This window comes from Mesorhizobium sp. YC-39, from assembly GCF_025753795.1.
In the GTDB taxonomy this organism is placed as follows: Bacteria; Pseudomonadota; Alphaproteobacteria; order Rhizobiales; family Rhizobiaceae; genus Mesorhizobium.
In genome coordinates this window covers 34037-59064 of the sequence record NZ_JAOWPS010000001.1, presented here as the reverse complement: position 1 = coordinate 59064, position 25028 = coordinate 34037, and the positions used below count along the sequence as shown (strand labels likewise).

The window sequence follows — 25028 nt, the reverse complement described above, 5'->3', positions numbered from 1 at the left end:
CCCTTTTACTGGCGACCTCGGAATGAATTTCTGGCATAGACCCATGATGAAGAACGGCCCTCGAATCATCACCGTAGCCAACCAGAAGGGCGGCGTCGGCAAGACGACGACCGCCATCAATCTGGCCACGGCGCTGGCGGCGATCGGCGAAAAGGTGCTGATCGTCGACCTCGATCCGCAAGGCAATGCCTCGACGGGCCTTGGCATCGACCGCAAGGACCGCACCGTCTCGTCCTATGACGTGCTGACCGGAGAGCTGGATCTGGAAGCAGCGGCGATCCCGACCGCGGTGCCCGGCCTGTCGATCGTGCCGTCGACGCTCGACCTGCTCGGCATCGAGATGGAGATCGCTTCCGCGCCCGACCGCGTGCTCAAGCTGCGCAATGCGCTGCGTGCCGCCAGCGAGCGTGGCGCGCCCTTCGGCTATGTGCTTATAGACTGTCCGCCGTCGCTCAATCTTTTGACTTTGAATTCAATGGCGGCAGCCGATTCTGTTCTTGTTCCGCTGCAATGCGAGTTCTTTGCGCTCGAAGGCCTGAGCCAATTGCTGGAAACCGTCGAGCAGGTGCGGCGAACGATCAATCCCGAATTGATTATCCAGGGCATCGTGCTGACCATGTATGACGGCCGCAACAATCTCGCCAATCAGGTGGTGCAGGATGTGCGGGCGCATATGGGCGACAAGGTCTACGAGACCATTATTCCGCGCAATGTCCGCGTTTCCGAGGCGCCGTCCTACGGCAAACCGGCGATCCTTTACGACCTCAAATGCTCGGGCAGCCAGGCCTATCTGCAGCTTGCCTCCGAAGTGATCCGCCGCGAGCGCAAATTGCGCGCCGCGTAAGGCATTCCGCCCTGATTTTGGGACGCAATATTAACTAGAAGCCGATTCGATACCGAAACGATCTGGACGGATGATGAGTGAAGACCTTTCGAGAAAAAGACTGGGGCGGGGACTGGCGGCGCTGATCGGCGAAATCGATCGCCCGGCAGCAGCAGTGGAAAAGCCGGGCATGGGCGCCGACGGCAAGGTGCCGATCGAGTTCGTCAGCCCCAATCCGAAGAACCCGCGCCGGCATTTCGGCGATGCCGAACTGACCGATCTCGCGCAGTCGATTCGCGAGCATGGCGTGGTGCAGCCGGTGGTGGCGCGGCCCTCGCCGTCGCAGCCCGGCCGTTACGAGATCATCGCCGGCGAGCGGCGCTGGCGCGCCGCACAGCGCGCCGGCCTGAGCGAGATCCCGATCATCGTGCGCGACGTGAACGATCGCACCGCGCTGGAACTGGCGATCATCGAAAACGTCCAGCGCGCCGACCTCAATCCGGTCGAAGAGGCGCAGGGCTATCAGCAATTGATCGACGACCATGGTTATACCCAGGCCGATCTCGGCAATGTCATTGGCAAGAGCCGCAGCCATGTCGCCAACACGCTCAGGCTGTTGAAGCTGCCCGAGGTGATCCGCGACATGCTGGTCGAGGGCGCGCTGTCGGCCGGCCACGCCCGCACGCTGGTGACATCAGAGGATCCGGCCGGCCTTGCCAAACGGATCGTCGAAGACGGGCTCTCGGTGCGCCAGGCCGAAGCGCTGGCGCAGATGCCGACCGGCGCGAAAGCCGCGCCAAAGAAGGCCGAACCGGTGCAGAAGGATGCCGACACGCTGGCGTTGGAGAAGCTGATGACCGACACGACCGGCATGATCGTCACGATCGAGCACAAGGGGAAGGGTGGGGTGCTCCACGTCTCCTACCGGACGCTGGAGCAGCTCGACGAGCTTTGTCGGCGGTTGAAACAAGAGCGGTAGGCTGCTGAAACGGTACTATATTTAGCCGGCAAATTAAGTTCTGGCTTAAGCTTAAGAGGAAGGGCCGGCACTTGTGTCGGCCCTTCCTTTTCGTGGCGTTGGCAATTGGCGAAATCGGTGCGGCCGCGAATCTCCCCCCTCGAGGGGGGAGATGGCCGGCAGGCCAGAAGGCGTCGCCGAGCGTCGAGCGCCCAACCTCCATTCGTTGCAGGAGGCGAGCCCGGTCGGACCGACCCCTCTGTCGCCTTTGGCGATATCTCCCCTCAAGGGGGGAGATCATCCTCGCTGAGCCAGCCTTGCGCTCTCCACCGCGATGCCGAGCAGCGCCTGGCGCGCCAGCGCGACCGACAGATCCGGCCGTCGCCGGGTCTGCAGCACGGCGGTCTGCAGGCGGTTGAGCGCGCGGCCGAGCGCCTCGCTGTTCCAGCGTTCGAGCGCTCTTTCAACCAGCTTGCGGCGCGAGAAAAAAACCGGCGGGCGGGCCGTGGCCACGACCGAGGCGGCGTTGCGGCCGCCGGAATCCATCTGGCCGCGCATGGCTTGCATCGCCTGCAACTGCCGCATCGCCGACGACAGCACCAGGAAAGGCTGGCCGCCGGACTGGCAATGGCGGGTGAAGGCGGTGTCGAAGTCAGCGATCTTGCCTTCGAGCAAGGCGTCGACGGCATCGTCGAAGGAGGCGCCGGAGACATCGCCCGACATCGCCCGGACATCGTCGAGGCTGATCTCTTTCTGGCCATGGGCAAAGAGCACCAGCTTCTCGATCTCGCCGCGCGAGGCCAGCCGGTCGCCGCCGAGATTGCGGCGCAGAGCCTGCCTTGCGTCGAGCGCCATCGACATGCCGGCCTTGCGCAATTCGTCGTCGATGACCCCGTCGATGTCCCGTGCCTCGTCGGCATAGCAAGGCAGCGCCATGGCGCTGTCGGCCGCCTCGACGATTGAGCGCAGGCCGACGCCCTTCTTCAGGTCGCCGGCCTCGATGAGAATGATCGCGTCGCGCGCGGGCTCCGTGACAAGCGCCTTGACGTCTTCGGCCAGCGCCTTCTGGCCGCTGGCATTGCGCACCCATAACAGGCGGCGATCCGAAAACATCGGCACGGTGCGGGCCTCGTCGAGCAGGCGGCCCTCGTCGCGGTCGATCTCCGAGCCGTCGAGCCTGACCACCGAGAACGGATCGTCGAGCGGCAGGCCGGTCTTTTCAGCAAAGGCCTTGGCGCGCTCGGCGACCAACCCGCGATCGGGACCGTAGATGAGGACGATCGAGACGCGCGGATCGGGCTTCGCCAGCCAGGAATCGACCTCGTAAGCTTTCTTCTGTGCCATGGGGGATGGTTAGCATGGTGTGGAGGCGGGGTGAATGGAGGAGAGCGTGATCTTCCCCCTTGTGGGGGAGATGTCCGGCAGGACAGAGGGGGGCGCTGTCCCGCCGACCTCTCAACGATTGCGATGACGCCCTCAGGCAATGCTCGCGGCTGGTTGCAGGTGAACAAGGTTGGCGTTCCTTCACGCCCCCCTCTGCCCTGCCGGGCATCTCCCCCACAAGGGGGGAGATTGGCAGCTCCGGCCGCCCAACAGCCGCCAATTGTCTTATCTGGCGGGAAGCCCGGCGCAATCTTATGTCAAGTTGCGCCTCCCGGTGGAAGTTAGACAGGAAATTACGGGCACTTGTCTTCATTTTACGTCACTGAAGAGGGGTCTCGTCGGGCTGACGCTATCCGGCGGCATTTCGATCGAAGCATGCCAACGAATTGGCACTGGTCTGGCGGTGTGCGAAGATCGGGCAACAGTGGAGGACGAAGGTCATGGCCGATGCTGGAATGTTGCGCTTCCATGTGCCGGAACCGGAAGTGCGGCCGGGCGGAACGCCGGATTTCTCCAATGTGACGATACCCAAGGCCGGCTCGGTGCCGCGCCCGGAAATCGATGTCGATCCGCGCACCATCCGCGACATGGCGTTTTCGATCATCCGTGTCTTGAACCGCAATGGCGAGGCGGTCGGGCCGTGGGCCGGACTGCTTTCCGATGACGAGCTGCTGAAGGGGTTGCGCCACATGATGACGCTGCGCAGCTTCGACGCGCGCATGCAGATGGCGCAGCGCCAGGGCAAGACCTCTTTCTACATGCAGCATCTCGGCGAAGAGGCGGTAAGCTGCGCCTTCCGCAAGGCGCTGACCCCCGGCGACATGAATTTTCCGACCTATCGGCAGGCCGGCCTGCTCATCGCTGACGGCTATCCGATGGTCACGATGATGAACCAGATCTATTCGAACGAGGCCGATCCGCTGAAGGGAAGGCAATTGCCGATCATGTATTCGTCGAAGGAGCATGGCTTCTTCTCGATCTCCGGCAATCTGGCAACGCAGTATATCCAGGCGGTCGGCTGGGCGATGGCTTCGGCGATCTCCAATGATTCGCGTATCGCCGCCGCCTGGATCGGCGACGGTTCGACGGCCGAATCCGACTTCCATGCAGCACTTGTGTTCGCCTCGACCTACAAGGCACCGGTCGTGCTCAACGTGGTCAACAATCAGTGGGCGATCTCGACCTTCCAGGGCATTGCGCGTGGCGGCTCCGGCACCTTCGCCGCGCGCGGCCTCGGCTTCGGCATCCCCTCGCTGCGGGTCGACGGCAATGATTATCTCGCCGTGCATGCGGTGGCCAAATGGGCCGCGGAGCGGGCGCGCAGCAATCTCGGGCCGACGCTGGTCGAATATGTCACCTACCGCGTCGGTGCGCATTCGAGCTCCGACGATCCATCGGCCTACCGGCCGAAGGCCGAATCCGACGCCTGGCCGCTCGGCGACCCGATCGTCAGGCTGAAGAACCACCTCATCCAGCGCGGCGTCTGGTCGGACGAGCGCCACGCCCAGGCCGAAGCGGAAATCCTCGAGACGGTGATTGCGGCGCAAAAGGAGGCCGAGAGCCACGGCACGCTGCATGCCGGCGGCAAGCCGTCGACGCGCGACATGTTCGAAGGCGTCTATGCCGAAATGCCGCCGCATCTCAGGCGCCAGCGCCAGCAGGCAGGGGTCTGACCATGCCAAGACGGACCATGATCGAGGCGATCCGCGACGCCATGGACGTGTCGATGGCGCGTGACGAGCGCGTCATCGTGTTCGGCGAGGATGTCGGCTTTTTCGGCGGCGTCTTCCGCTGCACGCAGGGCCTGCAGGCGAAATACGGCAAGAGCCGCTGCTTCGACGCGCCGATCAGCGAGGCCGGCATTGTCGGCTCAGCCATCGGCATGGCGGCCTACGGCCTGAAGCCTTGCGTCGAGGTACAGTTTGCCGACTATGTTTATCCCGCCTACGATCAGATCGTCTCGGAGGCGGCGCGGCTGCGCTACCGCTCGAACGGCGATTTCACCTGCCCGATCGTGGTGCGCATGCCGACCGGCGGCGGGATCTTCGGCGGCCAGACGCACAGCCAGAGCCCGGAGGCGCTGTTCACCCATGTCTCCGGCCTGAAGGTCGTCGTGCCGTCCAATCCGCACGACGCCAAAGGCCTGTTGATCGCGGCGATCGAGGATCCCGACCCGGTGATCTTCCTGGAGCCGAAGCGGCTCTATAACGGTCCCTTCGACGGCCACCACGACCGCCCGGTAACGCCATGGTCCAAGCATGAACTCGGCGAGGTCGCCGACGGCCATTACACGGTCCCGCTCGGCAAGGCCGTCATCCGGCGGCCGGGCGCTGCCGTCACCGTGCTTGCCTATGGCACCATGGTCTATGTTGCCGAGGCCGCCGCCGCCGAAACCGGCATCGATGCGGAGATCATCGATCTGAGAACACTGCTGCCGCTCGATCTCGACGCAATAGTCGCCTCGGTGAAGAAAACGGGGCGCTGTGTGGTGGTGCATGAGGCGACGCTGACCTCCGGCTTCGGCGCCGAGCTGTCGGCGCTGGTGCAGGAGAGTTGTTTCTATCATCTCGAAGCACCGGTGGCTCGCGTCGCCGGCTGGGACACGCCCTATCCGCATGCGCAGGAATGGGACTATTTCCCTGGGCCCGCGCGGGTTGGCCGCGCTCTGCTTGAAACCATGGGAGCTTAAGATGGGCGAACACATCATCAAGCTGCCGGATGTCGGCGAAGGCGTCGCCGAGGCGGAACTGGTCGAGTGGCACGTCAAGGTCGGCGATCTCGTGCGCGAGGACGCCGTGCTTGCCGCCGTCATGACCGACAAGGCGACGGTCGAAATCCCCTCGCCGGTCGATGGTGAGGTCCTGTGGCTGGGTGCGGAGATCGGCGACACGGTGGCGATCGGCTCGCCGATCGTGCGGCTGAAAGTGGCGGGTGAGGGCAATGTCAAGGCCGGGAGCGAGCCGGCGGAAGAGGGCGTCCGAGCGGAGCCTCCGGCGAAGCTGGCAACGCCGAAACCCGAAGCCGTGCCGGCAACTGCGAAACCGGCGCCAAAGGCCGAAGAGGCAAAGGCGAAACCATCTCCTTCCATTGCGAACAGCGCGGCGCGGCCGTCCGTCTCCGGCGCGCCGCGTCCCGAGGGCGAAAAGCCGCTGGCCTCGCCCGCCATCCGGCTGAGGGCCAAGGAGGCCGGCATCGATCTCAGGCAGATCGCCGGCAGCGGCCCGGCCGGGCGCATAAGCCATGAGGACATCGACGCCTTCCTGGCGCGGGGACCGCAGGTCGCCAGGACATCCGGCCTCGCCCGCAACGAGACGATAGAAGACATCAAAGTGATCGGGCTCCGGCGCAAGATCGCCGAGAAGATGGCGCTCGCCAAATCGCGCATTCCGCACATCACCTATGTCGAGGAGATCGACGTCACCGCGCTGGAGGAACTGCGCGCCGCGCTCAACAAGGAGAAACGTCCGGCCGGCGCGGAAAGGCCGAAGCTGACGCTGCTGCCGTTCCTGATGCGGGCCATGGTCAAGGCGATCGCCGACCAGCCCCAGCTCAACGCGCTGTTCGACGACGAGGCCGGCATCATCCACCAGCATGGCGGCGTCCATATCGGCATTGCCGCGCAGACGCCATCGGGGCTGGTGGTGCCGGTGGTCAGGCATGCCGAGGCGCGCGACATCTGGGATTGCGCCGCCGAGCTCAACCGGCTGGCCGAGGCCGCCAAATCCGGCACCGCGACGCGCGACGAGCTGTCCGGCTCGACCATCACCATCACCTCGCTCGGCGCCATGGGCGGCGTGGCGACGACGCCGGTCATCAACCACCCGGAAGTGGCGATCGTCGGCGTCAACAAGATGATGGTGCGGCCGCTGTGGGACGGCACGCAGTTCATCCCGCGCAAGATGATGAACCTGTCGTCGAGCTTCGACCATCGCGTGATCGACGGTTGGGACGCTGCGGTGTTCATCCAGCGCATCAAGACGCTGCTGGAGACGCCGGCGATGATTTTCGTGGATTAGGGGAACGATCGAAATGATGGCGGGACAGCGCCCCCCTCTGCCTTGCCAGGCATCTCCCCCACAAGGGGGGAGATCGGACGTCACGCCGGCCTTCGCCGATCTTCACCGTTGGAGCAGTGAGCGGAGCGCCGAAGCTGCCAATCTCCCCCCATGTGGGGGAGATGTCCGGCAGGACAGAGGGGGGCGCGAAGGATCGCTACAGAACGTTCCTTCGGATCTAGTGCGGCGACGAGTTAGGGTCACACCATGAAAGAAATCTCCTGCAAGCTGCTCGTTATCGGTGCCGGCCCCGGCGGCTATGTCTGCGCCATCCGCGCCGGCCAGCTTGGCATAGATACGGTTATCGTCGAGTTCGGCAAACCGGGCGGCACTTGTCTCAATGTCGGCTGCATCCCGTCAAAGGCGCTTATCCATGCGGCCGAAGAGTTCGAGAAAGCGTCGCACATGGCCGGCGGCAAGAGCCTGCTCGGCATTTCAATCGCAACACTATCCATTGATCTCGAAACGACCGTTGCCTGGAAGGACGGCATTGTTAGCCGACTGAACAGCGGCGTCGCCGGCCTGCTGAAGAAAGCCGGGGTCAAGACCGTGCACGGCTGGGCGAAATTCCGAGACGGCAAGACCGTCGAGGTCGAGACGGAGACCGGCATGCAAGTCGTCCGCGCCGAGACGGTGGTGATCGCCACCGGCTCGGCGTCGGTCGAGCTGCCGTCGCTGCCGTTCGGTGGGCGGGTGATCTCGTCCACCGAAGCGCTGGCGCTGAGCGAAGTGCCGGAAAGGCTTGCCGTTGTCGGCGGCGGCTATATCGGGCTCGAGCTCGGCATTGCCTTCGCCAAGATGGGCGCCAGCGTGACCGTGGTCGAGGCGTTGCCACGCGTGCTGGCGCAATATGATGCCGAGCTGACCCGGCCAGTCGTGAAGCGGCTCACTGACCTCGGTATCGAGGTGCTTGTGGGCGCCAAGGCCAAGGGGTTGTCGACCAAGGGCGACGCGCTGCTGGTCGAGACGAAGGACGGCAAGAATACCAAGATCGCTGCCGACAGGATTCTGGTCACCGTCGGGCGCAAGCCAGTGACCGAAGGCTGGGGGCTCGAGCAGATCGACCTCGACATGGCAGGCAAATTCATCCGCATCGACGATCAGTGCCGCACCTCGATGCGCGGCGTCTTCGCCATCGGCGACGTCACCGGCGAGCCGATGCTGGCGCATCGGGCGATGGCGCAAGGCGAAATGGTCGCCGAGATCGTCGCCGGCCACAAAAGAAGCTGGGACAAGCGCTCAATCCCCGCCATCTGCTTCACCGATCCCGAGCTGGTCACCGCAGGCCTGTCGCCGGAGAAGGCGAAGGCGCTGGGCGGCGAGATCAAGGTCGGCCAGTTCCCGTTCGCCGCCAATGGCCGGGCGATGACGAAGCTGGGCGAGGAAGGGTTCGTTCGCGTCGTTGCCCGCGCCGACAACCACCTGGTGCTCGGCATCCAGGCGGTCGGGCAAGGTGTTTCGGAGCTGTCGGCGGCCTTTGGCCTAGCGCTGGAAATGGGGGCGCGGCTGGAAGACATCGCCGGCACCATCCACGCTCATCCGACGCAGGGTGAGGGTTTTCAGGAAGCGGCGCTGAAGGCGCTGGGGCACGCGCTGCATATCTAGGGATGGCGGTGTGATGGTGGGTGCCGCCCTCGGAGCGCGTGATCTCCCCCTTGAGGGGAGATAGCCGGCAGGCCAGAGGGGGTCGGTTCGACTGGACGCGACCTCCCTTGCGACAGATGGAGGTTGGCGCTCTACGCGAGGCGACCCCCTCTGTCGCCTTCGGCGACATCTCCCCCTCAAGGGGGGAGATAGGCGCTCAACTCGCCAGCCGGCTAACCATCTCGTGCTGCGCGTAGGCATTCCCAAAACGGTTGGCGAGGAAGGCGTCGAGCGCGATGTCCTCCTGCCTGATGAAGCCGGTCGCCGGCAGGCTGCCATCGGCCAGCATGTCGAGCACGGCGCAGATGGCGGAGGCCGTGGTGATCTGGATGGCGCTGCGCACGGTCTCACCGACGCGCTTCGAATAGATCTTGTTGGCGTAGGTCTCCTGCAGCAGGCGGCCGTTCTTCAGGCCGCTGACGGTGACGAAGACGATGACCACGTCCTGCAGCGTTGCCGGCAGGGCGCTTTCGAAAATGTCCTTCAGCACGTCGCGGCGGTGGCGCAGGCCGAGATCGTTGAGCAGCGCCTTCATGATCGCGGCATGGCCGGGGTAGCGGATGGTGCGGTAGTTCAGCGTGCGCACTTTGCCCTTCAGCGTCTCGGCCAAAGTACCCAACCCACCCGAGGTGTTGAAGGCCTCATAGGTGACGCCGTCGAGCGAGAATTCCTCGCGCTCCTCCAGCGGCGGCACTTCCACCAGCTCGCCTTCGACGATCGCCTCGCAAGGCTCGCAATACTCGTTGATGACGCCGTCGGTGCTCCAGGTCAGATTGTAGTTCAGCGCGTTGGACGGATATTGCGGCAGCGCGCCGACCCGCATGCGCACGCTCTCCAGCGTGTCGAAGCGGCTGGCGAGATCGTTGGCGACGATCGAGATGAAGCCCGGCGCCAGCCCGCATTGCGGGATGAAGGCGGTTTTGGCCGAACGGGCCAGCTCCTTGACGCGCCTGGTGGCGGCGACATCCTCGGTCAGGTCGAGATAGTGGACGCCGGCGGTTGCCGCAGCCTCGGCGATGCGCGTGGTCAGATGGAAGGGTGCAGCACTCAGCACCGCGAAACTGCCGGCGAGCGCCATTTCGAGGGCGCCGGCCTCCGCTATGTCGAGTTCCAGCGTTGCAACACTGGCCGGCAGTTCGGCCTGCCCAAGCTGCGCCACTGAACGATCGACAAGGGTGACATGATAGTCGCCGGTCGCGGCAAGCATGCCGGCGATGGTCGAGCCGATTTTGCCGGCGCCAACGATTACGATTTTCTTCATGACGGTTCCCTCGCCCAGACTTGGTTGAGCGCACAGAATCGCAGCTTGCCTGTCGAAAGGAAGCGTGGAATTGTTCGAAACGAAGTCACGAAATGGTCGATATGCCGACGGGGTTGGTCGAAATGCTCAGCGATGCCGAACAAGCTCTTCTCTCCCTCTTGCGCGACAATGCGCGGGCCTCAACGGCGGAACTGGCCCGGCGGCTCGGCGTGTCGCGCACCACCGTGCAGAGCCGGCTCGAGCGGCTCGAGCAGCGCGGCATCATCGCCGGCTATGGGGTGAGGCTTTCGCCGGATTATGAACGCGGCCTGGTGCGGGCGCATGTGCTGCTCACGGTCACGCCCAAGCTTGCCGACAAGGTGGTGCGCGCGCTGCAGGCGCTGCCGCCGGTGCGCACGCTGCATTCGGTCAGCGGCAATTTCGACATGATTGTCATCGTCGACGCGCCGTCGATCAGGGATCTCGACACGCTGCTCGACGAAATCGGCGCGATGGACGGGGTGGAGCGGACTTCGTCCTCGATCATTCTGTCGACGCGGATCGATCGGTGAGGGGGCACGGCGTCGCCATTCTCCAGCGCTGGTGGTTAGCGCCGACCACCATGGCTTCGTCATCCTAGGGCGGAGCGAACGCGAAGCGGAGCGCAGACCCTGGGATCCATCCCGTGACCTCGGCCGAAGAATGCAGCGGTTCCGAATGGCGCCTTTATCCGCTGCGACGAGCACTCGGTTCTGGCCCGCCGGAGCACTACCGCTAGGCTGCGGCATGGATCCTAGGGTCTGCGCCGCGTCGCTACGCTCCTTGCTTCGCCCTAGGATGACGAAGAGGGAGGTTTTCGGCCAATCTCACAAGGCTGCGACTTGCCCAAGGGAACTATCGCCGACCTTGACTGAGGATAAGACCTACTGCGCGGCGTTCTTCAGCCAGTCGTCGACGCTCTGCTTCAGGCTGTCGATGCGCGCCGTATAGTGGCTTTGCAGGCACTGGACGTTCGGCCCGCATTTCGTGCGGCCATCGAGGAACGTTTTGGCGTCGTCGTCGATCTGCTGGCGCCCGCTCATCCCCCAATCCAGCCTTTGCTGGACGTGCCAGTAGGCGCCCATTTCGCTGTCGAGCGCCGACAGCACGATGCTTTGACAGATGGCGATCTCGTCGGGCGCACTTGCCTTGGCGCAGTCGAAGCTTGCCGCCTGCCCGCCGCCGCTCGCAGCCATCAGGACGAGGGCCGCCAGCGCCATGCTTGTCTTCATCGGGATGTCCTCGCTGGATGCCTTGTTTCGGGCGACCTGGCGGACAATCGGGGACATGTCCGGCGACGTAAAGGGCAATGCCGCGACATCGTAAACAATGTACGACAAAGCGAAATGGCATACGAATTTTGGCCACGGAAGGAGGCCCGTTTGGCTGAAAAATTACGGGGTGGCCAACGTTCATTCGAAAACTTCAGCGGGGTGGTTTACTACTAACATGTTAGTGTGATAGTGCTGACCACGAGCTTCCTTTCGGAGATTGCCCGGTGACATCACGCTTTGGTCTTTCGGCCGCCCTCGCCACGCCTTTCGATGCCTCCGGGCAGATCATCATGTCCGCGATGGTCGCGCAGGCGCGCAAATGCCTGGCCGCTGGCTGCGGCAGCGTGACGCTTTTTGGCACCACCGGCGAAGGCGCGTCGGTGGGTACGCAGGAACGGCGGTCCGTCACCGAGGCTATGCTGGCCGCCGGCATCGCGCCAAACCAGCTCGTTGCCGGGGTGCTGGTGGATGCTGTCGAAGATGCCGCCGGGCAGGCGCGCGACGCCTTGCGGCGCGGCGCCCGCAACATCCTTCTGGCGCCGCCGAGCTATTTCAAGAATGTCGGCGACGACGGCCTGTTCGGCTGGTTCTCGGCGGTGTTCGCAGCACTCGGGCCGCTCGGCCGCGACGTGCTCGTCTACAACATCCCATCCGTTACCATGGTGAAGCTGTCGCTCGACCTGATCGGCCGGCTGCGCGCCGCCTTTCCGGGCGTGGTGGCTGGGGTCAAGGATTCCAGCGGCGACTGGGATTACAGCCAGGCGCTGCTTGGCGCCCATGGCGACCTGGTGGTCCTGATCGGCGACGAAAGGCATCTGGCGCAAGCGGTGAGGATTGGCGCCCAGGGCGCGATCTCCGGCATGGCCAATTTCGTAACCAGCGAAATCCGTGCCATGGCCGAGGACGGGCGTGACGATGCCCGCGTCGAGAACTTCGTGCTTGAATTGCTCAAATACCCGGTCACGGCCGCGGTGAAGGTCATGGTGGCGCGCGAGACCGGCGACGAACGCTGGCTGGCGGTCCGTCCGCCGCTGGAACCGATCGCTTCGCCGGGGCAGCGACAGCTTGCTGCGGCCTATGACAGGCTGTTTGCAAAAGAGCCGGTCTGACCGGCAACAAGGAAGAAACGCGCTGAAATGGACGACAGCAGCGAACCAGCAACCCTTAGGGAAAAAGCTTATGCCAGCTTCACCCGGCATTTGCTGGCCCGTGATCTCAGGCCGGGACAGTTCGTGTCGCAGCGCGAACTGGTCGCCTTTACCGGGCTGCCGCTTGGCGCCATCCGCGAAATCGTGCCGCGCCTCGAGGCCGAGGGTCTTCTGACAACGATCCCGCAGCGCGGCATGCAGATCGCGCATATCGACATCAGCCTGATCCGCGAGGCTTTCCAGTTCCGCCTGTTCATGGAGCGCGAAGCGGTCGCGCTGTTCACCACCAGCGCGTCCGACGCCGAGCTTGCCCGCCTGCGGCGTGAACATGAGGACATGCTGGCCCAGGCGCAGGCCGAAACGCCGACACCGGAAATGGAAGCCAAGGCCCAGAATATCGACTGGGCCATGCACGACACCTTCATCGATGCGCTCGGCAACGAGATCATCGCCAAGGCCTATCTGGTCAATTCGGTGAAGATCCGGCTGATTCACCAGGAGCGTTTTCGCATCGACGGCCGCGTCGTGCCGGTAATGCGCGAGCATCTGGCGGTGATCGAAGCCATGGAGAGTCGCGACCCGCAGAAGGCGGTCGAGGCGATCAGCCTGCATATCGACAATGCGCGCCGGCTGGCGCTCCAGATCTGAGGAAGCATGAACCGTGCCGCGGTCCGCGGCGCAATCGACAACGACAGCAACCGGGAGGAAGAAATGTCGTCCAATCTGTTCAACCCAACCAGGAGGCAATTGCTTCAGGGAACCGCGGTACTTGCCGCCGCCGGATTTGCCGGCCTGCGCCCCGGCTTTGCCGCTGATGTCGACTGGAAGCGCTTTGCCGGCACGACGCTCGACGTCAATCTGGTGAAGAGCCCGCGCAGCGACACCATCCTGAAGTATCTCGCCGAATTCGAGGAATTGACCGGCATCAAGGTCAATGCCGAGGCGACGCCAGAGCAGCAGCAGCGCCAGAAGACGGTGATCGAGCTGAGCTCCGGCAAGCCGAGCTTCGACGTCGTGCATCTGAGCTATCACGTGCAAAAGCGGCAGTTCGAGAAGGGTGGCTGGCTGGCCGACATTTCCGGCTACCTTGCCGACCCCAGCCTTACCGATCCAGGGCTGGTCGAAGGCGATTTCGCCGAGGCCGGCATGCTGTTTGCCAAGGACGGCCAGGGCGTGCTGCGCTCGCTGCCGTTCTCGGTGGATTACTGGATCCTCTACTGGAACAAGGAGCTGTTCGAGGCCAAGGGCCTCAAATACCCCGAGACGTTCGAGCAACTGGTGGCCGCCGCCGAGGCGCTGACCGACCCCTCGAGCAATACGTTCGGTTTCGTCGCCCGCGGCATCAAGAACGCCAACACGCCGGTGTGGACGTCGCTGATGCTCGGTTACGACATGACGCCACTCGACGCTCAGGGCAAGCTGCGCACCACCTCGCCCGAGGCGATCGAGGCCGCCGGCCTCTATCAGCGGCTGATGACCAAGTCGGCGCCTCCGGGCGTCACCGGCTTCAACTGGGCCGAGGCGCAGTCGGCCTTTCTGCAAGGCAAGATCGGCATGTGGTTCGATGGCGTCGGCTTTGCCCCACCGATGGAGAATCCGGAGAAATCGCGTGTGGTCGGCAAGGTCGGCTATGGCGTTATGCCCAAAGGCCCCAAGGCGCATGCCGCCGGCACCTTCGGCGACGGCATCGGCGTGACGGCCGCCAGCGAAAAGAAGGAGGCCGCCTATCTCTTCTGCCAGTGGGCGGTCTCGCCTGCCATGGGCGCGCGCCTGCTGCAGGCCGGCGCCGGGGTGCCGTTCCGCAAATCGGTGCTGGAGAATCCCAAGGTGCGCGAAGGCGTCACCATGCCGGCGAGCTGGCTGGACGCCGTGGTCGGCTCCGGCAATGTCAGCCGGCTGTCGCTGCCGGTCATCATCCCGGTCACCGAGTTCCGCGACATCTATGGCGTGGCGTTGACCAACATGATCGCCGGCGCCGATCCCGCCGATGAGTTGAAGAAGGCCACCGAGCAATTCCAGCCGGTTCTCGACAGGAGCGAGCAAGGCTGATGTCGGCCATCACCCCAGACCGCACCGGGGTCACGACGCAGACAATCGAAGGGGGCCAGCCGGTTCGGCTGGCTCCCAACTATTGGCCTTTCGTCGTTCCGGCCCTCATCGTCGTCGGCGCCGTGATCGTCTTTCCCTGGGCGTTCACGCTGTGGATGAGTGTCAACCGCTGGACGCTCGGCCAGTCGCGGAGCTTTGCCGGGATGGAGAACTATCTGCGCCTGGCAAGCGATGCCCGGTTCTGGGAATCCCTTTGGCATACATTGACCTACACGTTCCTGTCGGTTGCCGCGCCGATGTTCCTCGGCACCGTCGCCGCCCTGATCTTCGACGCCAGATTTCCACTGCGTGGCCTGCTGCGCGGCGTCTTCGTAATGCCGATGATGGCGACGCCTGTCGCCGTGGCGCTGGTCTGGACGATGATGTTCCATCCGCAGCTCGGCGTGCTCAACTATCTCCTGTCGCTGGTCGGCATCCCCGCCCAGGAATGGATCTTCAACGCCAACACGGTCATCCCTTCGCTGGTTGCGGTCGAGACCTGGCAGTGGACGCCGCTGGTGATGCTGATCGTGCTTGGCGGGCTGGCCTCGGTACCGCGCGAGCCCTTCGAGAGCGCCGAGATCGACGGTGCCAATGCCTGGCAGCAATTCCGCTACCTCACTCTGCCGATGATCGCGCCGTTCCTGATGATCGCGTTGATCATCCGTACCATCGATGCGCTGAAGAGCTTCGACATCATCTATGCGATGACCCAGGGCGGGCCGGGCACCGCCTCGGAAACCATCAACATCTATCTCTACAACACCGCCTTCTCTTATTACGACATCGGCTATGGCTCGGCCATGGCCGTGGTGTTCTTCATCGTCATCGTGGCGCTGTCCTTCATCCTGCTGATGCTGCGCCAGCGCTCCCAATGGATCGACGCGGAGGGCAAATAGATGAGTTCACGGTTGCTCAATCAGATCGGCCTGTTTTTCGCGGCTCTGGTCATCGTCTCGCCGGCGATCCTGTTCTTCCTCTGGATGATCTCGCTGTCGCTGAAGTTCGAGATCGACAACGGTGCCTATCCGCCGATCCTGATCCCCGAACATCTCGCCTGGTCGAACTACGCAAAGGTGTTCGAGGAGAACAATTTCCTGCTCTATCTCTGGAATTCCGTTCTGGTGACCGGCACGGCGACACTGCTGGCGCTGCTCATCGGCGTGCCGGCCGGCTATGGCATCGCCCGGCTCAAGGCTGAAAGATCGGCGGTCGTCATCATGATCGCCCGCATGACGCCGGGGCTGTCCTATCTCATCCCGCTGTTCCTGCTGTTCCAGTGGATCGGGATTCTCGGCACGCTGTGGCCGCAGATCATCATCCATCTGGTGGTGACGGTGCCGATCGTCGTCTGGGTAATGATCGGCTATTTCGAGACGACACCGATGGAGCTGGAAGAGGCCGCCAACATCGATGGCGCCAGCTCCTGGCAAGTGTTCCGGCTGGTCGCCCTGCCGATCGCCAAGCCGGGCATCGTCGTCGCCTTCATCCTGTCGGTCATCTTCTCGTGGAACAATTTCGTCTTCGGCGTGGTGCTCGCCAGCCGCGAGACGCGGACATTGCCGGTCGCCGTCTACAACATGCTGTCCTACGAGCAGGTGAGCTGGGGACCGCTCGCTGCCGCAGCACTTGTGGTGACGCTGCCGGTGCTGGTCCTGACCATGTTCGCGCAAAGGCAGATCGTCGCGGGACTGACGGCGGGCGCCGTCAAGGGCGGCTGAGGGCGGCCCGAGCGGACATCACTCTTTTTTGGAGACATCCAATGGCATCGGTAACCATCAACAACGTGCAGAAGGCTTTCGGAGCCACCCGGATCATTCACGATGTCAGCGTCGATATCGCCGACGGCGAATTCGTCATCCTGGTCGGGCCGTCGGGCTGCGGAAAGTCGACGCTGCTGCGCATGATCGCGGGACTGGAAACGATCTCGGGCGGTAAGATCGCTATTGGCGAGCGCACCGTCAACAATCTCAGGGCACGGGACCGCAACATCGCCATGGTGTTCCAGAACTACGCGCTCTATCCGCATATGACGGTGGCCGACAATATGGGCTTCGCGCTCAAGATCAAGAAAGCCGATCCGACCGATACCGCCAGCCGCGTCAACCGGGCGGCCGGCATCCTCGGCCTGGAAAAGCTGCTCGACCGCTATCCGCGCCAGCTTTCCGGCGGCCAGCGCCAGCGCGTCGCCATGGGCCGCGCGATCGTGCGCGACCCGCAGGTCTTCCTGTTCGACGAGCCGCTGTCCAATCTCGACGCCAAATTGCGCGTGCAGATGCGCGGCGAGATCAAGGCGCTGCACCAGCGGCTGGGCACCACCACCATCTATGTCACGCACGACCAGATCGAGGCCATGACCATGGCCGACAAGATCGTCGTGCTGCATGACGGCCTGGTCGAGCAGATCGGCGCGCCTCTCGATCTCTACGACCGTCCGGCCAACCTGTTCGTCGCCGGCTTCATAGGCTCGCCGGCGATGAACTTCATCCATGGCCGGATCGAGGAAGGCGTGTTCCGCAGCACGGGCGGACTGACGCTGCCCCTGCCTGAAGACGTTCATCCGGCCAATGCCGCCGGGGGCGAGCTCGTCTACGGCATCCGCCCCGAACATATCAGGGCCGCGGCGCAAGGGATCTCCGGTACGGTCACGCTCCTGGAAGCCACGGGTTCGGAGATTTTCGCCAGGGTGGATTGCGCCGGCGAAGAGATCTCCTGCCTGTTTCGCGAGCGGCTGGCGCTGAAGCAGGGCGAGCCGGTGCGGATCGAGATCGATCGCGCCTGCGCGCATCTGTTCGACGCCAAGACCGGACGGCGGCTTAATCAGTGAACGCGCTCAGCCGCCGATCTGGTCGAGAAACGGCAGGTTGCCGGCCATCAGGCCGGCATCGACATTGAGCGTCGCGCCGGTGATGCCGTTGGCAAAGGGCGATGCAAGGAAGACCGCGGCGCGGGCGACCTCGACCGGTTCGACCAGCCTGCCGAGCGGGTAGAGCTTGCCGACGGCGGCGAGGATTTCCGGCTTCTGCGCCAGGCGATGTTCCCAGGCCCCGGTGCGGATCGAGCCGGGAATGACGGCATTCGCGCGGATGCCGTTGCGGCCCTCCTCTGTGGCGATGGCGCGCATCCAGGCGTTGAGTGCGGCCTTGGCGGCGGCGTAGGCCGGATTGCCGAAATGGGCCTGCGCGTTAACAGAGGAGATGAAGACGAAGGCAGCGCCCTGCGGCTGGTTGCGCATGGCGGGCAGCAGCGCCTGCGACAGGAGTGCTGCGCTGCGGAAATTCAGGTCCATCTCATCATCGAGCGCGGCAAGCGAGACATCGGCGAGCGTTTCCGCCCGTGTCCAGCCGGCATTCGAGATGACCGCCGCCGGCGCATTGCCTTTGCCAACGTTGCCGGCAAACGATGCAACCGCTTTGTCATCGAGCAGGTCGAAATGATGCGCCTCGGCGATACAAGCTGCGGTCAGGTCGGTCCCCTCGCGATCGCAAGCGATCACCCGGGCTCCGCAGGCCGACAGCACCGTGACCAGGGCGCTGCCGACGCCGCCGGCGGCACCCGTCACCACCACGTTGCGCCCGCCGAAATCAATCATATGGCTCCTCGCTTGCCCCTCATCCAATCTTCCCCTGCCGCATGTCCTGATGCAATCGCTTCATAAAACACCTGCCACAACCGCTTGGCGTGCAGGATGCTGACGCTCTTGTAATAAAGCAACATGAATTCCAAAAAATGTTGCTTTCCTACAAAGCCTGTATGAGAATCGTCTGGACAGGCGTAGACCGTCGGGGAGGAAACGGGCAAATGGCGCTATAAGAAGATCGCGCGGTGTCGCGGCATGAACAGGAGGCTTTTCCTTGCCCAAGCAATGCTTTGGAACGTCGCATGTGCCGCTGTCGCCGGCGGTGCGGGCCGGCGACTTTGTCTATGTCTCCGGCCAGGTGCCGGTCGGCAGCGACGGCGTGGTGGTCAGGGGCGGCATCGTCGAGCAGACCGAGCAGGTGCTTTCGAATGTGAAGGCAGCGCTGGCGCTGGCTGGGTGCGTCATGGACGACGTGGTCAAGACGACGGTCTGGCTGGAGGATGCGCGCGATTTCGGCGCCTTCAATGCCGTCTACGCCAGGCATTTTCCAAAGGATCCGCCGGCGCGCACCACGGTGGAATCGCGGCTGATGATTGACATCAAGATCGAGGTGGAAGCGGTCGCCTACCGGCCGCTCTGACCGGCGCCGACAAAGACAACCGACAGGGACAGAACGGGAAACAGTCGCCATGCGTGTCTTCACGGCTTCGCTCGCAACCGAGACCAATACTTTCTCGCCGGTCTCGACCGACCGCTCGTCCTTCGAGATGGCGTTTTACGCACCGCCCGGCAAGCATCCGGAAACCCCGACGCTGTGCTCCGCGCCAATCCCCGTCCTGCGCCGGCGGGCCAAGGCCGAGGGCTTCACCCTGATCGAGGGCACTGCTACCTGGGCCGAACCCGGCGGCTATGTCAGGCTCGATGTCTATGAGGCGCTGCGCGACGAAATCCTCGACCAGTTGCGGGCCGCGATGCCTGTGGATTGCGTCGTGCTCGGCCTGCATGGCGCGATGATCGCGCGCGGGCTGGACGATTGCGAAGGCGATCTGCTGGCGCGGGTGCGCGAGATCGTCGGCCCTAATGTGATCGTCGCCGCCGAACTCGATCCGCACAGCCATCTAACAAAGAAGCGCGTCGCGGCGGCCGACATATTGGCGGCGTTCCTGGAATTTCCGCACACCGATTTCGTCGAGCGCGCCGAGCATGTCGTCGAACTGGCGCTGGCGGCGGCGCGCGGCAGGATCCGGCCTGAGATCTCGACCTTCGACTGCCGGATGATCGACGTGTTCCCGACCAGCCGCGAGCCGATGCGCTCCTTCGTCGACCGGATCAAGGCGCTGCAGGGCAAGGACGGCATCCTGTCGGTGTCGCTGATCCACGGGTTTCTGGCCGGCGACACCGCCGAGACCGGCACGCAGCTTCTGGTGGTCAGCGACAATGACCGCGCCGCCGGCAATGCGCTGGCCGAGCGGCTTGGCCGGGAGGTTTTCGCCATGCGCGGCTCGACGGCGATGCGCAGCGTGACGGTCGGCGAGGCCATCGAACGGGTCAGAACAGGCGGCCATGGCGACAAGCCGTTCGTGCTCGCCGACATGTGGGACAATCCCGGCGGCGGGACCGCCGGCGACAACACCGTCCTGCTGCATGCGCTGGTCGAAAGCCGTGTCAAAAGTGCAGGCGTGGCCACCATCTGGGATCCGCAGGCCGTCGCGAGGGCGCAAGGCGCGGGCGAAGGCACGGTGCTCGACATCCGCATCGGCGGCAAGACCAGCATTGCCAGCGGCATGCCCTTTGACGGCGCCTTCGAGGTTCGTCGCCTGGCGCCCGACGCCCGGCAGTCGTTCGGGTCGAGCCTGGTGCCGCTCGGCCCCTCGGCTGTGCTGCGCCTGGCGGGCACGGAGATCGACATCGTCATCAACACCAACCGCACGCAGACCTTCGAGCCCGACATTTTCTCCAATCTCGGCGTCGACCCGCTGGGCAAGCAGGTGCTGGTCATCAAATCGACCAACCATTTCCATGCCGGCTTCGTCCCGGTCGCACGCGAAATCATCTATGTCGCGGTCGAGGGCTGCTATCCCAACAATCCCGTCACCACGCCCTATCGCAAGCTCAAGCGCCCGATCTGGCCGATCGTGGCAGATCCCTTTGGGACTGACAGGTCTGGCGAGGCCGCGGCCTGAAGTCGGCTTTGTTTTCCGAAAGCATCTCGGGCCGTCAGCATGGAAAGAACCGGAGGCTAGGCGTCGATGCAATTTGATCTGCTCCTGAAAGGCGGCCGCCTGATCGACCCGGCATCCGGGCTCGACGCGCCGCGCGATCTCGCCATCGCCGCCGGCCGCATCGCCGCGATCGAGGCCGACATCCCGTTCGAACGCGCGGCGCGTGTCATCGACGCCAGCGACTCCATCGTCACGCCCGGGCTCATCGACCTGCACAGCCATGTCTATTGGGGCGGCACCTCGCTTGGCGTCGATGCCGACCGTCTTGCCGCCAAGAGCGGCACCACCACTTTCATCGATGCGGGAAGTGCCGGCGCCGGCAATTTCCTTGGCTTTCGCCGCCACGTCATCGAGCGCTCGAAGGTCCGCATCCTGGCCTATGTCAACATTTCCTTTGCCGGCATATTCGGCTTCTCGCATAGCGTGGCGGTCGGCGAGTGCAGCGACCTCAGGCTCTGCGAGCCGCGCGAGACGGTGGCGGCGGTGCGCGAGCACGCCGATGTCGTCGTCGGCGTCAAGGTGCGTTCCGGCAAGCATGCCGGCGGCACCAGCGGCATCGCGCCGGTCGATCTGGCGCTGGAGGCCGCCGACCAGGCCGGCCTGCCGCTGATGGCGCATATAGACGAGCCGCCGCCCGGCCGCTCGGAAGTCCTGCCGCGCCTGCGCAAGGGCGATATCCTCACCCACTGCTTCCGACCGTTTCCCAACGCGCCGGTCTTCGCTTCGGGTGCGGTCAGGCCCGACATGCTTTTGGCGCGCGAACGCGGCGTCATCTTCGATATCGGTCATGGCATGGGCTCGTTCGATTTCGAGGTTGCCAAGGCGATGCTGAAGGAGGGGCTGGCGCCGGACGTGATCAGCAGCGACGTGCATCTCTACTGCGTCGACGGTCCGGCCTTCGACATACTGGTCTGTATGTCGAAACTGCTGGCGCTCGGCATGCCGCTGGTCGAGGTGCTGCGCGCGGCGACACAGCGGCCGGCGGAAGCGATCGCCAGGCCCGATCTCGGTGCGCTCAAGGTGGGTGGCGTCGGCGACGTCTCGGTGCTGCGCCTGCGTTCAGGCAGTTTTACTTTTGTCGATGCGGTCGGAGCGGCATTGGTCGCCGGTGAGCGGTTGGTATCGGACGGCATTGTGATTGGCGGCGTCTGGTGGCCGAATGAGGCGGCTAACGATCTTGGCGACATCGAGCGCTTCGAAGCGCATGCCCCGCATACGCATGTCGAGGTTGCAGCCCGGCATTTCGGGCGTGTGTGATCTCCCCCCTTGAGGGGAGATGTCGCCGAAGGCGACAGAGGGGGTCGGTCCGACCGGGTTCGCCCTCCTGCAACGGATGAGGGTTGGCGCTCGACGCGCGGCGACCCCCTCTGGCCTGCCGGCCATCTCCCCCTCAAGGGGGGAGATCACAGCTTCACCTCGGCGCTCCATAAACCGGCGTCGCAATCCCTTCCATCCGCGCCTTGATCTGCAGCGCCACATACTTGGAATAGAAACGCGACAGCGCCAGATTGCCGCCGTGGAACCAGAGCGCTTCCTGCGCCGTCGGCTTCCACATGTTGCGCAACTCGCCTTGCCAGGGGCCGGGGTCGCCCTTCACCCCCGAGCCAAGGCCCCAGCATGGGCCGACTTTGTCGGCGACCTCGCGCGAGACGATCGTCGCGACGTTCTCGTTCATCGACTGGTAGCCGGTGCAGGCGATAATGGCGTCGGCGGCGAGTTCGGTGCCGTCGTCGAAGAGGATGCCGGTCGGCGTCAGCGCCTTGATGCCGACGCCGCTGCGCACGCCGATCTGGCCGTCGATGATCAGGTCGCTGGCGCCGACATCGATGTAATAGCCTGAGCCGGTGCGATAGGCCTTCATCAAAAGCCCGGTCTCGTCGTCGCCGAAATCGAGGGCGAAGCCGGAGGCGCGCAAGCGGTCGTAGAAGGCCGCATCGCGCTCCCTGATGATATCGTAGAGCGCACGCTGGCCTTGAGGTACCAGCGCGAATGGCGTCGAGGCGACGATCATGTCGGCCTTCTCGGTGGTGATGCCGCGCTCCAGCGCCTTTTCCGAAAAGATCTCGAAGCCGACCTCCATCAGCGTATCCGATTTGACGACCGTGGTCGGCGAGCGCTGGATCATGGTCACCTCGGCGCCGCTCTCCCACAGGTCGACGCTGACATCATGTCCCGAGCTTGCCGAACCGATGACGGCAACGCGTTTGCCGCGGAATTTTTCGCCGCTGGAATATTGGCTGGAATGCAGCAGCTCGCCCTGGAAGGCCACTGCGCCGGGCAGATCGATCCGCCTTGGCGGACCGTAGGCGCCGGTGGCGAAGACGATGTGCTTCGGCTTCAGCGTGATGCGCCGGCCGACGCGGTCGACGACGACCGTCCAGACCTTCTCGGCTTCGTCATAGCTGGCGGTGACGCATCTGGTGGCGACCCAGTAATTCAGCTCCATGACCCGCGTGTACATTTCCAGCCAGTCGCCCATCTTGTCCTTGGGCGTGAACACCGGCCAGTTCTCCGGAAACGGGATGTAGGGCAGATGGTCGTACCAGACGGGGTCGTGCAGCACGAGCGTACGGTAGCGGTTGCGCCAGGAATCGCCGGGCCGCGCATTCTTCTCGATGACGATGGTGGGCACGCCAAGCTGCCGGAGCCGCGCGCCCAGCATGATGCCGCCCTGGCCGCCTCCGATGACCAGGCAGTAAGGCTGCTCGCTGGCGCCGAGATCACGTGTCTCGCGCGTCCTCACCTCCGACCAGGTCTCGCGGTCCGGATCGGCTTTGTGGCGCACGCCGAGAGGCCGCGCCGGGCCCTTGCGCTCCTCGAACCCCTTGAGGTCGGTCATCGCGGTGAACAGCGTCCGGCATCGTCCGTCCTTGAGGCGCATTATACCCTGGCCCCACGCCGATGCCGTCTCGAAGGTGAACCAGGCTTCTATCGTGCCTTCGTCCGCGCTGGCCTCGCCGCTAAGCTGCCATGCGGTCGGCTTGGCCGTCGCCAGTGTGGTTTGCAGCATGTCGCTTATCGCGGTGCGGCCTTCCATGGTCTTGATGTTCCAGGTGAAGGTCAGGAGGTCGCGCCAGTAGCAGTCGTCGACGAACAGGTTGGTAACTGCCTTGACGTCGCTCGCCTCAAGCGCCTGGGCAAAGGAGGAAAGCCAGGTGGCCGCCTGTTTCGATGGTGCGATCTCGAGCATGTGTCTTCCTTCTACCTTTTCAAGTCGGCGCCGCCCTGTCTTCCCTTCTCCCCCTTGTGGGAGAAGGTGTCGCCGAAGGCGACGGATGAGGGGTGTTCCAGAGAACACCAGCGTCCCACTCCGTCCAACACCCCTCATCCGTCTTGGCGCTACGCGCCAATCCACCTTCTCCCACAAGGGGAGAAGGGAACTGCCCCCTCAGTCCCCCAGCGGTTCCATTTCCTTGCCCGTCCTGTGGATCTGGGCGTTGTACTTGATGCGGCGGACCGTTTCGCGGGCCGAGCCGTCGAGCTTGTAGGCGGCAGCCACCGCCATCAGGTCGATCGCCGCCAGGAAGGCGAAGCGCGAGGCCGTCGGCTTCAGCGTGTCGGGGTATTCGGGCACCGCCACTGTCAGCCTGACGTCGCAGGCGCGCGCGAGCTCGGTGTCGGGCGCGGTGATGCCGATCGCATTGGCGCGGTAGTGCTTGGCGAGTTCCACGGCCTCGATCACTTCCCGGGTTCGTCCTGTCGCCGAGATGGCTATCACCAGATCGCCGGGCTTCAGGGTCGAGGCGGTCATGCGCATCAGATAGGGATCGCACTGGGCGCTGACGGTGATGCCGTAGCGGAACAGCCGGTACTGGGTTTCCTGCGCCAGCGCCGACGAGGAGCCGCCAAGGCCGAACACCGTGACCTGGCGCGCCTTGGCGATCAGCTCGGCCGCCTTGACCAACTGCGCCGGATCGAGCTGTCGCTCGGCTTCCTGCAGTGCCTGGCGTGCCTCGCCGAACACGGCATTCCAGAACGGCATGCCATTGTCGGCGCTGGCTGGCGGCGGCTTGCTCAGGTAGAGCGCGCCGACGACGAGGCTCTGCGCCAGCTTCAGCTTGAAGTCGCGCACGCCGTCGCAGCCGATGGCGCGGCAAAAGCGGGTTACGGTCGGTTCGCTGACGCCGGCGCGCTCGGCAAGGGCGGCGTTGGAAGCATCGACCGCGTATCTGACGTCGTCGAGCACGACATCGGCGACGCGCCGCTCCGCCGGGCGCAACTCGGCATAGGAATCCTTGATCAGCGAGATGATGTCGGGGATGCGCCTGACATGATCGCGTCCATCGGGGTCGCGCCCGCCAGGATCGCCGCTTGAGGTCCACCCATCAGCTTCGGTCATTGAGCCTTCCCCCAATCGTTCGTGGAGCTGGAATCTCTACCATGTCTGCATGCCGTCATCACGTCTGCAACGCGGGGTGCGAATGTTGCGCTTGCCTGCCGACCGCCGGAGCCACTTTTCAGGAGTATGTAGGAAAGCAACATTCTTTTCAAGCAGCAGAAAATATAATAGAAACAATGCCTTGATAATCGAGTTCACAAACTGTCATGCCACGCGCCGCTCTTCGCTTGACAGT

The 25028-nt window shown here is 64.3% G+C and carries 22 protein-coding genes; 16 read left to right on the top strand and 6 right to left on the bottom strand.

What is annotated here, in order from left to right:
- Window positions 1-43: 43 nt before the first annotated feature.
- Together OHD62_RS00270 and OHD62_RS00265 are read left to right on the top strand one after the other, a co-directional pair.
- Window positions 44-844 (top strand): ParA family protein, encoded by an 801-nt coding sequence (locus OHD62_RS00270; protein WP_263780200.1) that lies wholly within the window; start codon window positions 44-46, stop codon window positions 842-844.
- Between the two features lie 73 nt (window positions 845-917).
- Entirely contained in the window at window positions 918-1802 is an 885-nt protein-coding gene (locus OHD62_RS00265; protein WP_263780199.1) for a ParB/RepB/Spo0J family partition protein, read from the top strand.
- 276 nt (window positions 1803-2078) lie between these two features.
- Here OHD62_RS00265 and holA read toward each other — a convergent pair whose 3' ends face one another.
- Entirely contained in the window at window positions 2079-3125 is a 1047-nt protein-coding gene (gene holA / locus OHD62_RS00260) for a DNA polymerase III subunit delta (protein WP_263780198.1), read from the bottom strand.
- A 479-nt stretch (window positions 3126-3604) separates the two neighbouring features.
- Between holA and OHD62_RS00255 the strand changes: the two genes are divergently transcribed.
- The 4 genes from OHD62_RS00255 (at window position 3605) to lpdA (ending at window position 8824) form a co-directional block, all read left to right on the top strand.
- Complete coding sequence (locus tag OHD62_RS00255; protein ID WP_263780197.1) at window positions 3605-4837, top strand: 3-methyl-2-oxobutanoate dehydrogenase (2-methylpropanoyl-transferring) subunit alpha; 1233 nt, start codon at window positions 3605-3607, stop codon at window positions 4835-4837.
- Between the two features lie 2 nt (window positions 4838-4839).
- Window positions 4840-5853 (top strand): alpha-ketoacid dehydrogenase subunit beta, encoded by a 1014-nt coding sequence (locus OHD62_RS00250; protein WP_263780196.1) that lies wholly within the window; start codon window positions 4840-4842, stop codon window positions 5851-5853.
- Window position 5854: 1 nt separating this feature from the next.
- Window positions 5855-7180: a dihydrolipoamide acetyltransferase family protein gene (locus OHD62_RS00245; RefSeq protein WP_263780195.1), complete on the top strand. Its 1326-nt coding sequence runs from the start codon at window positions 5855-5857 to the stop codon at window positions 7178-7180.
- 246 nt (window positions 7181-7426) lie between these two features.
- Window positions 7427-8824, top strand: a complete 1398-nt coding sequence (lpdA, locus tag OHD62_RS00240) for a dihydrolipoyl dehydrogenase (RefSeq protein ID WP_263780194.1) — start codon at window positions 7427-7429, stop codon at window positions 8822-8824.
- A 196-nt stretch (window positions 8825-9020) separates the two neighbouring features.
- Here lpdA and OHD62_RS00235 read toward each other — a convergent pair whose 3' ends face one another.
- Window positions 9021-10124 (bottom strand): saccharopine dehydrogenase family protein, encoded by a 1104-nt coding sequence (locus tag OHD62_RS00235; RefSeq protein WP_263780193.1) that lies wholly within the window; start codon window positions 10122-10124, stop codon window positions 9021-9023.
- Window positions 10125-10246: 122 nt separating this feature from the next.
- On the opposite strand from OHD62_RS00235, the gene OHD62_RS00230 reads away from it, so the two are divergent.
- The gene (locus OHD62_RS00230; protein ID WP_263782244.1) at window positions 10247-10675 is read left to right on the top strand and encodes an Lrp/AsnC family transcriptional regulator; all 429 of its coding nucleotides are present in this window, start codon (window positions 10247-10249) and stop codon (window positions 10673-10675) included.
- Window positions 10676-11026: 351 nt separating this feature from the next.
- Here OHD62_RS00230 and OHD62_RS00225 read toward each other — a convergent pair whose 3' ends face one another.
- Window positions 11027-11374, bottom strand: a complete 348-nt coding sequence (locus tag OHD62_RS00225; protein WP_263780192.1) for a lysozyme inhibitor LprI family protein — start codon at window positions 11372-11374, stop codon at window positions 11027-11029.
- Window positions 11375-11640: 266 nt separating this feature from the next.
- Between OHD62_RS00225 and OHD62_RS00220 the strand changes: the two genes are divergently transcribed.
- From OHD62_RS00220 to OHD62_RS00195, 6 genes are all read left to right on the top strand, one after another.
- Complete coding sequence (locus OHD62_RS00220) at window positions 11641-12525, top strand: dihydrodipicolinate synthase family protein (RefSeq protein WP_263780191.1); 885 nt, start codon at window positions 11641-11643, stop codon at window positions 12523-12525.
- A gap of 27 nt (window positions 12526-12552) precedes the next feature.
- A complete protein-coding gene (locus tag OHD62_RS00215) occupies window positions 12553-13212 on the top strand; it encodes a GntR family transcriptional regulator (RefSeq protein ID WP_263780190.1) in 660 nt (219 codons plus the stop codon).
- A 63-nt stretch (window positions 13213-13275) separates the two neighbouring features.
- On the top strand, window positions 13276-14613 hold the full coding sequence (locus tag OHD62_RS00210) for an ABC transporter substrate-binding protein (protein ID WP_263782243.1): 1338 nt from the start codon (window positions 13276-13278) through the stop codon (window positions 14611-14613).
- Window positions 14613-15551, top strand: coding sequence for a carbohydrate ABC transporter permease (locus tag OHD62_RS00205; protein ID WP_263780189.1), 939 nt, complete (start codon window positions 14613-14615; stop codon window positions 15549-15551). Before OHD62_RS00210 ends, OHD62_RS00205 begins: the two co-directional genes overlap by 1 nt.
- Window positions 15552-16373: a carbohydrate ABC transporter permease gene (locus OHD62_RS00200; RefSeq protein ID WP_263780188.1), complete on the top strand. Its 822-nt coding sequence runs from the start codon at window positions 15552-15554 to the stop codon at window positions 16371-16373. It begins immediately after the preceding gene.
- A gap of 41 nt (window positions 16374-16414) precedes the next feature.
- The gene (locus tag OHD62_RS00195) at window positions 16415-17479 is read left to right on the top strand and encodes an ABC transporter ATP-binding protein (protein WP_263780187.1); all 1065 of its coding nucleotides are present in this window, start codon (window positions 16415-16417) and stop codon (window positions 17477-17479) included.
- A gap of 6 nt (window positions 17480-17485) precedes the next feature.
- Here OHD62_RS00195 and OHD62_RS00190 read toward each other — a convergent pair whose 3' ends face one another.
- Window positions 17486-18244 carry an SDR family NAD(P)-dependent oxidoreductase gene (locus OHD62_RS00190; RefSeq protein ID WP_263780186.1) on the bottom strand — a complete coding sequence of 253 codons (759 nt, stop codon included), beginning with the start codon at window positions 18242-18244 and terminating at the stop codon, window positions 17486-17488.
- Window positions 18245-18506: 262 nt separating this feature from the next.
- Between OHD62_RS00190 and OHD62_RS00185 the strand changes: the two genes are divergently transcribed.
- The 3 genes from OHD62_RS00185 (at window position 18507) to OHD62_RS00175 (ending at window position 21711) form a co-directional block, all read left to right on the top strand.
- Window positions 18507-18872 (top strand): RidA family protein, encoded by a 366-nt coding sequence (locus tag OHD62_RS00185; RefSeq protein WP_263780185.1) that lies wholly within the window; start codon window positions 18507-18509, stop codon window positions 18870-18872.
- Between the two features lie 49 nt (window positions 18873-18921).
- Window positions 18922-20415: a M81 family metallopeptidase gene (locus OHD62_RS00180; RefSeq protein WP_263780184.1), complete on the top strand. Its 1494-nt coding sequence runs from the start codon at window positions 18922-18924 to the stop codon at window positions 20413-20415.
- A 66-nt stretch (window positions 20416-20481) separates the two neighbouring features.
- Window positions 20482-21711: an amidohydrolase/deacetylase family metallohydrolase gene (locus OHD62_RS00175; RefSeq protein ID WP_263780183.1), complete on the top strand. Its 1230-nt coding sequence runs from the start codon at window positions 20482-20484 to the stop codon at window positions 21709-21711.
- A gap of 154 nt (window positions 21712-21865) precedes the next feature.
- On the opposite strand, the gene OHD62_RS00170 is transcribed toward OHD62_RS00175, so the two are convergent.
- Both OHD62_RS00170 and OHD62_RS00165 read right to left on the bottom strand, forming a co-directional pair.
- Complete coding sequence (locus OHD62_RS00170; protein ID WP_263780182.1) at window positions 21866-23644, bottom strand: NAD(P)/FAD-dependent oxidoreductase; 1779 nt, start codon at window positions 23642-23644, stop codon at window positions 21866-21868.
- A gap of 198 nt (window positions 23645-23842) precedes the next feature.
- Window positions 23843-24793, bottom strand: a complete 951-nt coding sequence (locus OHD62_RS00165) for a MurR/RpiR family transcriptional regulator (RefSeq protein WP_263780181.1) — start codon at window positions 24791-24793, stop codon at window positions 23843-23845.
- Between the last annotated feature and the right edge of the window lie 235 nt (window positions 24794-25028).